Genomic DNA, 12,798 nt, shown 5'->3' on the forward strand with positions numbered 1-12,798 from the left:
CGCAGCCGGGCGGTGACATCGCACGACGCCCGCGGATGCGCGCGGGTCATCCCGCCGGAACGACCAGCGCGACGGCGGTGACCGCGACGCCCTCGCCCCGGCCGGTGAACCCCAGCCCGTCGGTGGTGGTGGCCGTCACCGACACCGGGGCGCCGCCGAGGGCGGCGGAGAGCACCCGCTCGGCCTCCGCCCGCCGGGCGCTGAACCGCGGCCGGTTGGCCTGGAACTGCACCGAGACGCTGCCGATGCCGAACCCGGCCTCGGCGAGCAGCTGCGCCGTCCGCCGCAGGAAGACGTCGGCGTGGGCGCCGGCGTACTCGGGATGGTCGGTGCCGAAGTGCGTGCCGATGTCGCCCAGCCCTGCCGCCGAGAGCAGCGCGTCGACGATCGCGTGCGCGACCGCGTCGCCGTCGGAGTGGCCGGACAGCGCCCGCCCCCCCGGCCAGCGCAGACCCGCCAGCCACAGGTCGCCCTCGCCGCCGTACGCGTGGGCGTCGGTGCCGATGCCGATGCGCGGCAGCGCGGGCGCCGCCGGGACCCCGGCGTGCCCGAGGAGGTGCCGGGCCCGCTCCAGGTCCGCGGGCGTGGTGATCTTGAAGGCCCGTTCGGATCCGGGAATGCGTCGCACCGGGTGTCCGGCGGCGGCGAACAGGGCGGCGTCGTCGGTGTGGTCGGTGCCGGATGCGGCCGCCTGCGCGTACGCCTCCTCGAGGGCGCGCCGGGGGAAGCCCTGGGGAGTCTGCGCGGCGGCGAGCTCGGACCGGTCCACCGCGGCGACGACCTCCGCCCCGTCCACCCGCTTCAGGGTGTCCACGACCGGCAGCGCCGGGATCACGCCCGCCTGCCCGGTGACCGCATCGGCCACCGCGTCGATCTGGGCGGGCGGCGTGAGCGCGCGGGCGGCGTCGTGCACGAGCACGGTCGTCACGTCGGCCCACAGGGCGCGCAGCCCTGCGGCGACGGACTGCTGCCGGGTCGCACCGCCGGTGACGACGCGGCCGAGGTCGGCGCGATCGCCGGCGGCCGCGCGCAGCTCCGCCTCGGCCTCCCCCTCGTAGCCGGCCGGGGCGACGACGACGACCTGCATGGGCGCGGCGGCGAACACGCCGTCCAGGGCGTGCCGCAGGATCGACCGGCTGTCGATGCCGACGAACGCCTTCGGCGCGTCGGCGCCGAGCCGCGTGCCGGAGCCGGCCGCGACGACGATGATCGCGGTGGTGGGGACGGGAAGCAGGGTCACGGTCTCACGTTACCGATCAGGCGACGCCGAGCAGCCCCACGACGAGCGACACGGTCATCGCGACCACCAGGGAGTTGAAGCCGAAGCCGATCACGGTCTGGGTCCGCACGGCGGACAGGCCCGCCCTCGTCCGCGGGGTCGCCGCCGACAGCGCCCCGGCGGCGGCGATCATCACCGCCAGCGACACGAAGTCCGGGAACCCGGGCTCCTCGTCGATGTCGAACTCGATCCGCTCCCCGGCGGCGTGCAGCCGGAAGTACTTGAGCGCGAACGCGTAGGCCATCAGCACCCAGGAGAGGGCGGCCGTGCCGAGGGCGATCAGCGGCAGCCACAGCATCCGATCCGTGTACCAGACGACCGCGGTCGCGATGGCGACCACCAGCGCGGTGACCGCGGCCGACATCGCCCAGTTCTCCGGGCCGCCGAACCCGACCACGCGGGACATCCGGCTCGGTCCGCCGCGATGCTGCTCCGCTGCGATGCGCAGAGCCTCCCCCTCGGGGGTCGCCGCGTACAGGCGGTGCGTCCAGACCACGTAGACGAGGGAGAACACGGTGAGCGAGACGCCGACGGATGCCACGAGCACGCTCACCGGCACGTCGGCCCCGACGAGTCGCGCGACGATCGGCACCACCATGAACACCGCGGAGACCGCCATCGCGATCGCCCCGCGGAACCCGTCGTCATAGCGGAGGGGGATCGTGCGTCGTCGTGCCGGGCGGGGCATCCCGTCAGTGTAACGATCCGTCCGGACAGACGAAGAAGGCGGATGCCGGAGCATCCGCCTTCTGTCGCGCGTCAAGAAGCGAGCACCTCGTCGAGGAGTTCGCCGGCCTTGTCCTCGTCGATCTTCTCCGCCAGGGCCAGCTCGGAGACCAGGATCTGCCGGGCCTTGGCCAGCATCCGCTTCTCCCCGGCCGACAGACCGCGGTCCTGATCGCGGCGCCACAGGTCGCGGACGACCTCGCTCACCTTGATGACGTCGCCCGAGGCGAGCTTCTCCAGGTTCGCCTTGTAACGACGCGACCAGTTGGTCGGCTCCTCGGTGAACGGGGCGCGCAGTACCTCGAACACGTGGTCGAGGCCCTCCTTGCCGATGACGTCGCGGACGCCGACGAGATCGACGTTCTCTGCCGGCACCTCGATGATCAGATCGCCCTGGGTGACGTTGAGCTTCAGGTACTTCTTCGTCTCGCCCTTGATGATCCGGTCCTTGACCTCGATGATCGTGGCGGCTCCGTGGTGCGGATAGACGACTGTTTCGCCAACCTCAAAAAGCATAAAACGTGTCCTTTCGGCAACCTCCAGAATACCACAGCCGGTATGCAGTAAAGTTCGCGCCTGCGGCCTCCCGGCCGTGCGGCGCGGACCCACTACACTGAAGCAGGACACCCGTCGCACCTCAGGAGGATCCGTGAAATCGCGCCTTGCTGCGTCCGTCGCTCCGCGCCTTGCCGCCACCGCCGTGCTCGGCGCCGCCGTCGCCTTCGGCGCCACCGGATGCGCGTTCCTGACGCACCAGGCGACCACCATCCAGTATCCCGCCTCCGACGGCGTGAACATCGAGACCACCGGCGGTCCGGTCGAGGTCCGCAACGCGATGGTCGTCGCCGACGCCGAGGGGGAGGTCGGGAACCTGGTCGCGGCGCTCGTGAACACCTCGAACGACGACGCCACCCTCACGGTCGAGGTGAACGGCGAGACGCTGACCGTGGACGTCCCCGGCGGGGAGCGGGTCAGCCTGGGCGCCGACGAGGACCCGCTGGAGATCGAGGGCCTGGACGCCGTGCCCGGGTCGACGGTGGAGATCTACTTCGCCTCCGGCGGCGACGCCGGCTCGGCCGCCGAGGTGCCCGTGCTCGACGGCACCCTGCCGTACTACCGCGACCTGGTGCCCGGCGGCTTCACGCCGGCTCCGGAGCCGACCGAGAGCGAGAGCGACCACGAGGAGTCCTCGCACTGACCGACTCCCGGCACAGACAGCCGTGAAGGGCCGGCCCCGCGGGGCCGGCCCTTCACGTTCCCGGCGGGGCTCAGCCCTCGAAGCGGTATCCCAGCCCGCGGACGGTGACCAGCATCACCGGCTCGGACGGGTTCTCCTCGATCCGGGAGCGGATGCGCTTGATGTGCACGTCCAGCGTCTTCGTGTCGCCGAAGTAGTCGCTCCCCCACACCCGGTCGATGAGCTGCCCGCGGGTGAGCACCCGGCCGGCGTTGCGCATCAGCACCTCGAGCAGCTCGAACTCCTTCAGCGGCATGTTGATCTGCTCGCCGGCCACCGACACGGTGTGCCGGTCGATGTCCAGCGTGACCCGGCCGCCCTCCAGCACCCGCTCGTCGAGCTCGCTCTCGGCCTGCACCACGCGGCGCAGCACCGCCCGCATCCGGGCGAGCAGCTCGCGCGAGGAGTAGGGCTTCGTGACGTAGTCGTCCGCGCCGAGCTCCAGCCCGACGACGATGTCCACCTCGGAGTCCTTCGCGGTGAGCATGATGATCGGCACCGCGGAGGACTGCCGGATCTGCCGGCACACCTCGGTCCCGGGCATCCCGGGCAGCATGAGATCCAGCAGGACGATGTCGGCACCGCGCTCGCGGAACGCGTTCAGCGCGCCCGGTCCGTCCTCGGCGATCTCGACCTCGTAGCCCTCGCGGCGCAGCAGGTACGCCAGCGGGTCGGCCAGGTCGGGTTCGTCCTCGACGAGCAGGATGCGGGTCATGCGTTCTCTCCGTTCCGTACGCGCAGCCGCCCGTTGCCGGCCTTGCGTGCGCGCTTCTTCTTGGTCTTCTTCGCGGTGAGGTCGTCCTCGGTGGGGGCGTCGATCCGCGGCAGCCGCATGGTGAAGGTGGAGCCGCGCCCGGGACGCGACCACAGCCGCACCTCGCCGCCGTGGCGCTGGGTGGCGTGCTTCACGATCGACAGGCCGAGCCCGGTGCCGCCGGTGCGGCGGGAACGGGCCTCGTCGGCGCGGTAGAACCGCTCGAAGATGCGCTCGCGATCGGCCTCCGAGATGCCGATGCCCTGATCGGTGACGGCGATCTCGACCACCTCGGCATCCGCCTTGACGCCGATCCCGACGCGGGAGCCCTTCGGCGAGTACGCGATCGCGTTGGCGATGAGGTTGCCGACCGCCTCGATGAGGATCTGCGCGTCGCCGCGCACCCAGACGCCGCGGTCGCCGCCGCGGGTGAGCTCGACCCCGGCCGAGTCGGCCTGCACCGCGTGCGCCTCGATCGACGCCGCGATCACCTCGTCGATCGCCACCGGCCCCACCTCGGTCAGCCCCTCCGCGGCCTGCAGCCGGGACAGGCTCATGATCCGGCCGGTGAGCTGCCCGAGCCGGGCGGCCTCGGCGGAGATGCGGGCGGCGAAGATGCGCACCTGCTCGGGGTCGTCGGCCGCGGATTCGATGGCCTCGGCGAGGAGGCTCACGGCCCCCACCGGCGTCTTCAGCTCGTGGCTGGTGTTGGCCACGAAGTCGTTGCGCATCTGATCGAGCCGCTCGCGCTCGGTCACGTCCCGGATGATGAGCAGCGTCAGCCGCGAGCCGACCGCGCTGGCACGCGCCGAGACGAGCCGCGGGTCGAGCCCGGCTCCGCCGCGGGTCAGCCGCAGCGTCTCGGTGGCGGTGCCGCCGCTGCCGCGCACCCCGCGGACCAGCTGGCGCAGCTCCGGGTTCTCCAGCACCGATCCCGCCTCGATCCCGAACCGGGTGGCCGCCTGCGAGGTTGCGACCACGAGACCGGAGGCGTCCAGCACGCACGCGGCGTCGTCCATCCCCGCCAGCACGTCGGTGATCCCGGTCGGGATCGCGTTCGAGGTCTCCTCGGCGACGCGCGCCCGGGTGCGGTACGCCCAGACGAGCAGGAGGGTGACACCGACGCCGATCATCACTCCGATGGCGAGTGCGATCAGCGCGAGCTGCGGTGAGGGCATGCCTCCAGAGTAGGGCCCGTTCACCCGTCGTCCCGTGGCTCAGCGGCCCCTGCGCGGGCGGTGCGGGCTAGTATTCACGTTCTGGGCACCGTTCGTTAACCTTCGACGAACACAATCGGCTCTGGTCCGCGCCGCCGTGCGCGTCCGATTCGGCCCGAGCCCCGCCGAGCCCACGACGAAAGGTTGCGCCGACATGCGCGAAGTCTTCCACCAGTCCCTCGAGGACCTCCAGTCCCGCCTGGTCGAGATCTCCGATCTGGTGACGATTGCGATCGAGAAGGCGACCCGTGCATTCGCGCAGAGCGACGTGGCCCTGGCCGAGGAGGTCATCGCCGACGACGCGAAGATCGACCACCTCGCCGTCGCCCTGGACGAGCAGGCCATCGAGATCCTCGCCCGCCAGCAGCCGGTCGCCCGCGACCTGCGGATCGTCATCACCGCGCTGCGCGTGAGCGCCTCGCTCGAGCGGATGGGCGACATGGCCGAGCACATCGCCCAGCTCGCGCGGCTGCGGTTCCCCGAGCGCGCGATCCCGAAGGGGCTGAAGAGCACCTTCAAGCGGATGGGCGAGCTGGACGTGGAGATCTCCCGCACCCTGAGCGACCTGCTGCGCACCCAGGATCTGCGCCACGCCGACGCGATCCGCAACGCGGACGACGACGTGGACGAGCTGCACCTCAGCGTGTTCGAGAAGGTGCTCAGCGACAACTGGAAGGGCGAGGCGACCGCGACCGTGGACGCCACCCTGGCCAGCCGGTACCACGAGCGCTTCGCCGACCACGCCGTGGCCGTGGCGAAGAAGGTCGTCTACCTGTCCACCGGCGACTGGACCGTGGACGAGCAGGACATCGCCCTCGCCGCCGAGGCGCAGGAGGAGCGCAACTAGCTCCCCGGCCCCCGCGCGATCCCGGACCCCGGCGCGCTCCGCGCCCCCGGCCGGGCGCGGCCGAAGTCCGACGCCAGCCACGCCTCCACCGATTCCTCGGGGAACGGACGCTCTCGAGCCGTGCCCGGCGCGGGCTCGGCATCCGTCACCCGATCCAGGCGGAACAGCCGCCAGTCGTCGCGGTCCACGTCGAAGGCGACCAGGTACCAGACGTCGCCGCGCAGCACATGACGGTACGGCTCGGTGAGCCGCCGCGTGGCGCGGCCCTCCCCGTCGGTGTAGGAGAACCGCACCCGGGTGCCGGCGGCCACGGCATCCGCGATCGTGCCGATCACCGCCACGTCCACGGCGGGACGGATGCCGGTGCGGAGCACCTGGGTCGACAGCGCCACCGCGCGGGCCCGCCGGGCGAGCCGCGGCGGCAGCACCTGCGCGAGCTTCCCGGCGGCGGCGACGGCGGCCTCGTCCTCCGGCGCCCAGGCCGCGAGCACACCGAGCCCGGCGGCGACGGCCGCGACCTCGTCCTCGGTGAACAGCAGCGGCGGGATGCGCACACCCGGATGCAGCCGGTATCCCGATCCCGGCCCCGGACGCGACCGGACGTCGTATCCGAGGTCGCGCAGCCGACGGGCATCCCGCCGCACCGTGCGCTCGCTCACGCCGAGCCGCCGCGCCAGCAGCCCCGCGGGCAGATCCCCGCCGGCCTGCAGCAGGGACAGCAGGCGCAGAGCGCGGTCGGTCGGCGTCACGCTGCGAGTCTCGCACGGGATGCGGACAGAAGTCGTCCTCATCCGCCCGTAGCGTGACAGCCGGAGAGGAGAACACATGAGGATCGCTGTCACCACGCCGAACGGGCACGTCGGCCGCCACCTCACCCGCGCCCTGATCAGGGCGGGGGTGCGTCCCCGGGTCCTGCTCCGGGATGCCGGCCGGCTGGACGCGGAGCTGCGGGACGTCGTCGACGTCGCCGAGGCCGATTCCCGCGTCGCGGAGGACGTCGTGGCCGCCACCCGCGGCGTCGACGCACTGCACTGGATCAGCCCGCCCGCCGCGGGCGACGACCCGCTCGCGGAGTACGCCCGCGCCCGCGAGGCGCTCGTGCGGGCGGTCACCGCCAACGGCATCCGCCGGGTGGTGTTCCAGAGCAGCGTCGGGGCGGAGAAGCGGCACGGCGCCGGCGAGATCGACGGACTCGCGGCCACCGAGGTCGCGCTGGACGAGCTCGGCATCGACGTCGTGCATCTGCGCTGCGGCTACTTCTTCACCAACCTCGCGTTCCAGGTGGACGCCATCCGCGCCGGGACGATCCCGGTGCTGCTGCCGCCGGATGCCCGGATGCCGTGGGTCGCCCCGCGGGACATCGCAGAGGTCGCGGCCGGACTGCTGCTGAACACCGGGTGGTCGGGCCGGCGGGTGCAGGCGGCGCACGGCCCCGCCGACCTCAGCTGGAACGACGTCGCGGCGCTGCTGACCGCGGAGATCGGACGCCGCGTCACGGCCGAGCGGATCGCCGACGAGGAGATGCGCGAGGCCTACCTGTCGATGGGGATGTCCCCGGCATGGGCGGACGCCATGATCGGCATGTCGGCCGGTCTGCGCGACGGGTTCGTGCCGGAGCAGCCGCGGACCGTGGCATCCACCACGCCCACCACGCTGCGGTCGTGGATCCGCGACGAGCTGGCCGCGATCGTGTGACGGATGCGGGGAGGGGCGGATGCCGCGCGGCATCCGCCCCTCCCCGTGGACCTGCGGGCTACTTCTTGCCCTGCGCGGCGACGGCCGCGGCGCCCGCGGCGGCCGCCTCGGGGTCGAGGTAGCGGCCAGGGCCGGTGGGCCGGTTCTGCTCGTCGAGCTCGTAGACGAGCGGGATGCCGGTGGGGATGTTCAGCTCCGCGATGTCGGCGTCGCTGATGCCCTCCAGGTGCTTGACCAGACCGCGCAGCGAGTTGCCGTGCGCGGTGACGAGCACGGTCTTCCCGGCGGCGAGGTCGGGGACGATCGCGCTCTCCCAGTACGGCAGGAGGCGGTCGATGACGAGCTTGAGCGACTCGGTGCGCGGCACCTCGCCGTCGATGCCGGCGTAGCGCGGGTCGTTCACCTGGCTGAACTCGCTGTGGTCGTCCAGCGGCGGCGGCGGAACGTCGAAGGAGCGGCGCCACAGCTGGAACTGCTCGGGACCGAACTCCTCCAGCGTCTGCGCCTTGTCCTTGCCCTGCAGGGCGCCGTAGTGGCGCTCGTTCAGGCGCCACGAGCGCTGCACCGGGATCCAGAGGCGATCCGCGGCGTCGAGCGCGATGTCGGCGGTCTGGATCGCGCGGCTGAGCAGCGAGGTGTGCAGCACATCGGGCAGGATGCCGGACTCCGCGAGCAGCTCGCCGCCGCGGCGCGCCTCGGCCTTGCCCTTCTCGGTGAGCCGGACGTCCACCCAGCCGGTGAAGAGGTTGAGCTCGTTCCATTCGCTCTGGCCGTGACGGAGGAGGATCAGGGTGCGCGTCATGCGTCCCAGCTTAGCGATGCACCGATGACGGGACTGTTTCGTGTCGGGCCGGGTTCGGCGGCTCTGGGGGTTCCGCGGGGATGTCCTCCCTTCGCTCGCAGAGCGGGTTCCCTCCCCGCTCTGCGAGCGGGGCCCCTCCCGATGCTCGCTCCCGGGAGGACATCCCCGCTCGCGCACCGGATCGGGCCCCTCCCGATGCTCGCTCCGGGAAGGCCGCCGAACCCTCTCCGGTGACGGGGACGCAGGACGGGCGCCCTGGGGTGGGGCGGTAGGTGGGTGCGCTTCTTCCGGTCGTTGAGCGAGGACGCGCGGAGCGCGGACGAGACGAAACGCCCCGGGCGGGCAGGGTGCTCACTCCGCCGGCGCCACCGCGTCCCACGGCACGGTGAGCTCGCCGAGGCGCCAGCGGGCCGGGCGCCCGAGCACCGGCCAGCCCTCCGCCTTCACGGCGGCGACGGCTGCGGCGAACCGCTGCGTGGCGCCGAACACCGACAGACCGGCCGCGCGGTCCCACGCCTGGTCGAGAGCGGCGAGCAGCTCGTGCACGCGCTCCCCGGGGACGTTCCGGTGGATCAGCGCCTTCGGCAGCCGTTCCGCCACGACGCCCGGCCGCTCCAGCTCCGCCAGCCGGAGCGAGATCGTGAAGCGGACAGGACTCCCGTCCGGGGCGACGTCGACCCACGACGCGATCCGGCCGATCTCGTCGCAGGTGCCCTCGCACAGCATCCCGCGGGTCGCCAGGCGCGACGCCATCGCCCGCCACGCCTCCCCCACGTCGCCCTCGTCGTACTGCCGGAGCACGTTCATGGCGCGGATGACCGCCGGCCGGCGATCGTCCGGGAGCGGCACCTCGAAACCCCCGCGCGCGAACGACACCGGCAGGTCGGGCGGGAACGGGGTGCGCCCCGCGCGCACCTCGGCGAGCTGCGCGCGCGCCGTCTCGACCCGCTCCGGGTCGAGCTCCAGGCCGAGCACCTCGGCGTCGGCGCGGTGCCGTCGCAGCCGCGCGGCCAGTTCGAAGGCCGTCACCCCGCTGGCCCCGAACCCGAGGTCGACGACGAGAGGGTCGGATGCCGCGCGGAACGCCGGGCTCGCCGCGATCCACCGGTCGTTCCGCCGCAGCCGGTTCGTCCCCGTCGTCCCCCGTGTGGGCCGACCGAGCGGAGAACGCGCCATCCCCCCATTCTCCCCCGCCGGCGCGGGCATTTCGTCTCGGGCGCCCTCCGGGCGCCCTCGCTCAACGACCGGAAGGACTCAACGACCGGAGGGCGTCAGCGACCGGAAGGCGTCAGCGACGGGAGGGGCTCAAAGACCGGAAGGACTGCCGGGGGCGGCCTCCGGGCGGCGGGAGAGCCTGGTGAGGCGGGGGACGTCGGCGGTGGCCCCGGCATCCGCGGGCACGATCACCTGCTGCGCGGCGGCGATGTCCACGCCGTCGCTGCGGACGACGAGGTCGCCCTCGGGGGCGCGCCGCGACAGGATCGCGAGCGCGATCGGGCCGTCCTCGTGGTGCCGCGCGGCCGAGGTGATCCGGCCGACCTCGGCGTCGCCGGCCAGCACGGGGTCGCCGGGCGACGGCAGCACCGCGTCGCTGCCGTCCAGGTGCAGGGCGGCGAGCCGGCGCGGCGGATGCCCGAGGTTGTGCACCTTCGCGACCGTCTCCTGCCCGCGGTAGCAGCCCTTGTTCAGGTGCACCGCGCTGCGGATCCAGTCGGTCTCGTGCGGCAGGGACTTCTCGTCGACCTCGGTCGCCCAGCGCGGCCGCCACGCGGCGATGCGCAGCGCCTCCGCGGCGAGCGCCCCCGCGAACGGCACCGCGGACGGCCCCGTGAGCTCGGCATCCTCCGCGACCACGGCGACGCACCATGCGAACCCGGCGGACGGATGCCCGGCCGCCTGCGCGTACTGGTGCCCGCCGGGCTGGACCTGCGGCCACGGGTCGCGCCAGACGAGCGGCACCCCGTTCGGGGCGTACGCCGGCACCGCCGCCTCGGCCTCCCCGCCGGCGTGGAAGCCGACCAGCGCGAGCTCCGGACGCGGCGTGACGGTCACCCGCGACCGGAACACCATCCGCTGCAGCCAGGCGGCCAGTCCGTCCGCGTCCCCGGCATCCGCGATCAGCCACGTGGACACCCCGTCGTCGATGATGCCGGCGGCGTGCTCGATGTGGCCGTGCGGGTCGAGCACCAGCAGCTCCGTGCTCTCCCCCGGTCGCAGCCCGGCGACGGCCTGGGACGTGATGGAGTCCAGCCAGGTCAGCCGGTCCTCGCCGGCGACCTCGATCAGCCGGCGATCGCCGAGCGGCACCACGGCCGCACCGGCCGCCAGCCGGCGCTGCTCCGTCATCGGGTCGCCGAAGTGCGCGATGGTCTCGCCGTCTCGGACGGCCCCGGGGATGCTGCCGAGGTCCACGGTCACACCTTCGCCAGCCGGGCCGAGGCGTGCGAGGCGAGCGGGGATCCCTCGGCGGCGATGTCCCACGCCCACAGCAGGTGCCCGTCGACGAGACCGTACATGCGCGAGGCGGCGGTGTACGCCTTCGCCCCGGCGGTGCGCACCACGGCATCCGTGGCGATGTCGATGCGGGGACCGGCGATCCGCCCCAGGTACAGCTCGAGGGTGCCGTCCGAGTGCGCGAGCGACACCTCGATCGGGAAGCCGTCGGAGGTGCGCAGCTCCTCGACGTCCTCCGCGGTGCGCGCGGCGGACCTCTCGCTCGGCGGCAGCAGCGCCGGGCCCGGATCCGCCGCGGTCTGCCGGCGCGACACCCGCCAGAAGCCGGTCTCGGCCAGCAGCGGCACCGGCGGCTCGTCGCCCGTGGCGCCCAGGAACGAGGCCGTCGCGGCGTAGTTCAGGAACGGACCGCCGTCGTGGCTGAAGCTGACGCGGTGCGTGAACTCGCCCTGATGGTGATGGTCACCGGCGGTGTAGTCGATCACGCCGGTGCCCTCCCACACGCCCAGCAGCCACGACAGCGGGACGATGTCGGCGGGCAGGTCGGTCGGCAGATCGCGCACGACGTCCTCGGATCAGCGCTGGCCGCGGAACAGGTTCAGCAGCACGACGCCGGAGACGAAGGCGATCGCGAGGCTCGCCAGGCCGAGGAGGCCGAGGAAGAAGATTTCGAGCGCGACGAGGTCCATGCCTCCACTCTAGTCACTCGCCGCCACGCGCGGGCCGCGGATGCCGGGCGCGACGGGGCGCCGGATGCTCAGGCGCCGCCCAGCGCGGCCAGGGCGAAGCCGATCGAGACGATGCCCATCAGCGCCAGGGCGCCCATCACGCTGCCCGCAGTGCGCACGATGAAGCCCTGCACCCGCCCGTAGGCGAGCTGCACCGCGAAGGACAGCAGGATGATCGCGCCGAACGCGATGAGCACCCACCGCACCCGCTCGGCCTCGGGCACGAGGAACCCGAGGAGGATCGCGGTGACGAACGACACGATCCACACGGCGACGACGCCGTGGAACGCGTTGCGCGGGGCGAGGGCCGGTTCGGACATGCCCCCATTGTCACCCATGCACTGCCCCTAGCATGGTGGCGTGGCCCAGCTGCTGGTTCTCTCCGCCGACGCGGACGGCGTCCTGCCCGCGCTCGAGCTGCTCTCGCACGGGGTGCGGCAGCATCCCGCGGATGCCGCGCGCCTGGCCTCCGCGCCCGACGCCGACGTGATCGTGGTGGACGGGCGCACCCAGCTCGCGCAGGCGAAGTCGCTGTGCCGGCTGCTGGAGACCGCCGGCAACGACACCCCGGTGCTGCTGGTGGTGGGCGAGGGCGGGATGAGCGCGGTCGCGGCCGAGTGGGGATTCGACGACGTCATCCTGAGCACCGCGGGTCCGGCGGAGACGGATGCCCGCATCCGCCTGCTCCTGGCCAGGGCGGAGGCCTCCGAGCCCACCGGCGTGCACGTCTCGGGGATCACCATCGACGAGCAGTCGTACTCCGCCAAGCTGCACGGCAAGCCGCTGGACCTCACCTACAAGGAGTTCCAGCTGCTGCACTTCCTCGCCACGCATCCGTCCCGCGTGTTCACGCGCGAGCAGCTGCTCAGCGACGTGTGGGGCTACGACTACTTCGGCGGCACCCGCACCGTGGACGTGCACGTGCGGCGGCTGCGCGCGAAGCTCGGCGAGGCGGAGCACGTCATCGGGACGGTCCGCAACGTCGGCTACCGTTTCAACCTCTTCGACGACGACCACCCGCGCGCGGAATAGTTCACACGGGCGTCACCGCGCGGTGCA

15 protein-coding genes are annotated in these 12,798 nt (G+C 73.0%); 4 read left to right on the forward strand and 11 right to left on the reverse strand.

All coding sequences use genetic code 11. The annotated features are described in order from the left end of the window. Nucleotides 1–46 precede the first annotated feature (46 nt). The 3 genes from ispD to JSY13_RS09680 all read right to left on the reverse strand — a co-directional run bounded on the left by ispD (nt 47) and on the right by JSY13_RS09680 (nt 2,521). Nucleotides 47–1,240, reverse strand: a complete 1,194-nt coding sequence (gene ispD, locus JSY13_RS09670) for a 2-C-methyl-D-erythritol 4-phosphate cytidylyltransferase (protein WP_259606477.1) — start codon at nt 1,238–1,240, stop codon at nt 47–49. Nucleotides 1,241–1,256: 16 nt separating this feature from the next. Next, nucleotides 1,257–1,967, reverse strand: coding sequence for a DUF1345 domain-containing protein (locus JSY13_RS09675; RefSeq protein ID WP_259606478.1), 711 nt, complete (start codon nt 1,965–1,967; stop codon nt 1,257–1,259). Nucleotides 1,968–2,038: 71 nt separating this feature from the next. After that, complete coding sequence (locus JSY13_RS09680) at nt 2,039–2,521, reverse strand: CarD family transcriptional regulator (protein ID WP_259606479.1); 483 nt, start codon at nt 2,519–2,521, stop codon at nt 2,039–2,041. Nucleotides 2,522–2,654: 133 nt separating this feature from the next. Here JSY13_RS09680 and JSY13_RS09685 point away from each other — a divergent pair, with 133 nt between their 5' ends. Then, nucleotides 2,655–3,203 (forward strand): DNA modification methylase, encoded by a 549-nt coding sequence (locus tag JSY13_RS09685; RefSeq protein WP_259606480.1) that lies wholly within the window; start codon nt 2,655–2,657, stop codon nt 3,201–3,203. Nucleotides 3,204–3,273: 70 nt separating this feature from the next. Here the strand turns inward: JSY13_RS09685 and JSY13_RS09690 are convergent, their stop codons facing one another. Both JSY13_RS09690 and JSY13_RS09695 read right to left on the reverse strand, forming a co-directional pair. Beyond that, entirely contained in the window at nt 3,274–3,957 is a 684-nt protein-coding gene (locus tag JSY13_RS09690; protein WP_259606481.1) for a response regulator transcription factor, read from the reverse strand. Beyond that, complete coding sequence (locus JSY13_RS09695) at nt 3,954–5,174, reverse strand: sensor histidine kinase (RefSeq protein ID WP_259606482.1); 1,221 nt, start codon at nt 5,172–5,174, stop codon at nt 3,954–3,956. Before JSY13_RS09695 ends, JSY13_RS09690 begins: the two co-directional genes overlap by 4 nt. 193 nt (nt 5,175–5,367) lie before the next feature. Between JSY13_RS09695 and phoU the strand changes: the two genes are divergently transcribed. Further along, the gene (phoU, locus tag JSY13_RS09700) at nt 5,368–6,060 is read left to right on the forward strand and encodes a phosphate signaling complex protein PhoU (RefSeq protein WP_259606483.1); all 693 of its coding nucleotides are present in this window, start codon (nt 5,368–5,370) and stop codon (nt 6,058–6,060) included. Here phoU and JSY13_RS09705 read toward each other — a convergent pair. Beyond that, on the reverse strand, nt 6,057–6,809 hold the full coding sequence (locus tag JSY13_RS09705; RefSeq protein WP_259606484.1) for a helix-turn-helix transcriptional regulator: 753 nt from the start codon (nt 6,807–6,809) through the stop codon (nt 6,057–6,059). The two genes, phoU and JSY13_RS09705, sit on opposite strands and share 4 nt — an antisense overlap. A gap of 76 nt (nt 6,810–6,885) precedes the next feature. On the opposite strand from JSY13_RS09705, the gene JSY13_RS09710 reads away from it, so the two are divergent. Continuing rightward, complete coding sequence (locus tag JSY13_RS09710; RefSeq protein ID WP_259606485.1) at nt 6,886–7,755, forward strand: NmrA family NAD(P)-binding protein; 870 nt, start codon at nt 6,886–6,888, stop codon at nt 7,753–7,755. A 58-nt stretch (nt 7,756–7,813) separates the two neighbouring features. On the opposite strand, the gene JSY13_RS09715 is transcribed toward JSY13_RS09710, so the two are convergent. The 5 genes from JSY13_RS09715 to JSY13_RS09735 all read right to left on the reverse strand — a co-directional run bounded on the left by JSY13_RS09715 (nt 7,814) and on the right by JSY13_RS09735 (nt 12,059). Next, the gene (locus JSY13_RS09715) at nt 7,814–8,557 is read right to left on the reverse strand and encodes a phosphoglyceromutase (protein ID WP_259606486.1); all 744 of its coding nucleotides are present in this window, start codon (nt 8,555–8,557) and stop codon (nt 7,814–7,816) included. 351 nt (nt 8,558–8,908) lie between these two features. Then, complete coding sequence (locus tag JSY13_RS09720) at nt 8,909–9,733, reverse strand: class I SAM-dependent methyltransferase (RefSeq protein ID WP_259606487.1); 825 nt, start codon at nt 9,731–9,733, stop codon at nt 8,909–8,911. 129 nt (nt 9,734–9,862) lie between these two features. Then, on the reverse strand, nt 9,863–10,969 hold the full coding sequence (gene ygfZ, locus JSY13_RS09725) for a CAF17-like 4Fe-4S cluster assembly/insertion protein YgfZ (RefSeq protein ID WP_259606488.1): 1,107 nt from the start codon (nt 10,967–10,969) through the stop codon (nt 9,863–9,865). Between the two features lie 2 nt (nt 10,970–10,971). After that, a complete protein-coding gene (locus JSY13_RS09730; protein ID WP_259606489.1) occupies nt 10,972–11,574 on the reverse strand; it encodes a nitrobindin family protein in 603 nt (200 codons plus the stop codon). Nucleotides 11,575–11,768: 194 nt separating this feature from the next. After that, the gene (locus tag JSY13_RS09735; protein WP_259606490.1) at nt 11,769–12,059 is read right to left on the reverse strand and encodes a hypothetical protein; all 291 of its coding nucleotides are present in this window, start codon (nt 12,057–12,059) and stop codon (nt 11,769–11,771) included. A gap of 40 nt (nt 12,060–12,099) precedes the next feature. On the opposite strand from JSY13_RS09735, the gene JSY13_RS09740 reads away from it, so the two are divergent. Beyond that, nucleotides 12,100–12,771 carry a response regulator transcription factor gene (locus tag JSY13_RS09740; protein ID WP_259606491.1) on the forward strand — a complete coding sequence of 224 codons (672 nt, stop codon included), beginning with the start codon at nt 12,100–12,102 and terminating at the stop codon, nt 12,769–12,771. Nucleotides 12,772–12,798 lie beyond the last annotated feature (27 nt).

The organism is Microbacterium neungamense, from assembly GCF_024971095.1.
In the GTDB taxonomy this organism is placed as follows: domain Bacteria; phylum Actinomycetota; class Actinomycetes; order Actinomycetales; family Microbacteriaceae; genus Microbacterium; species Microbacterium neungamense.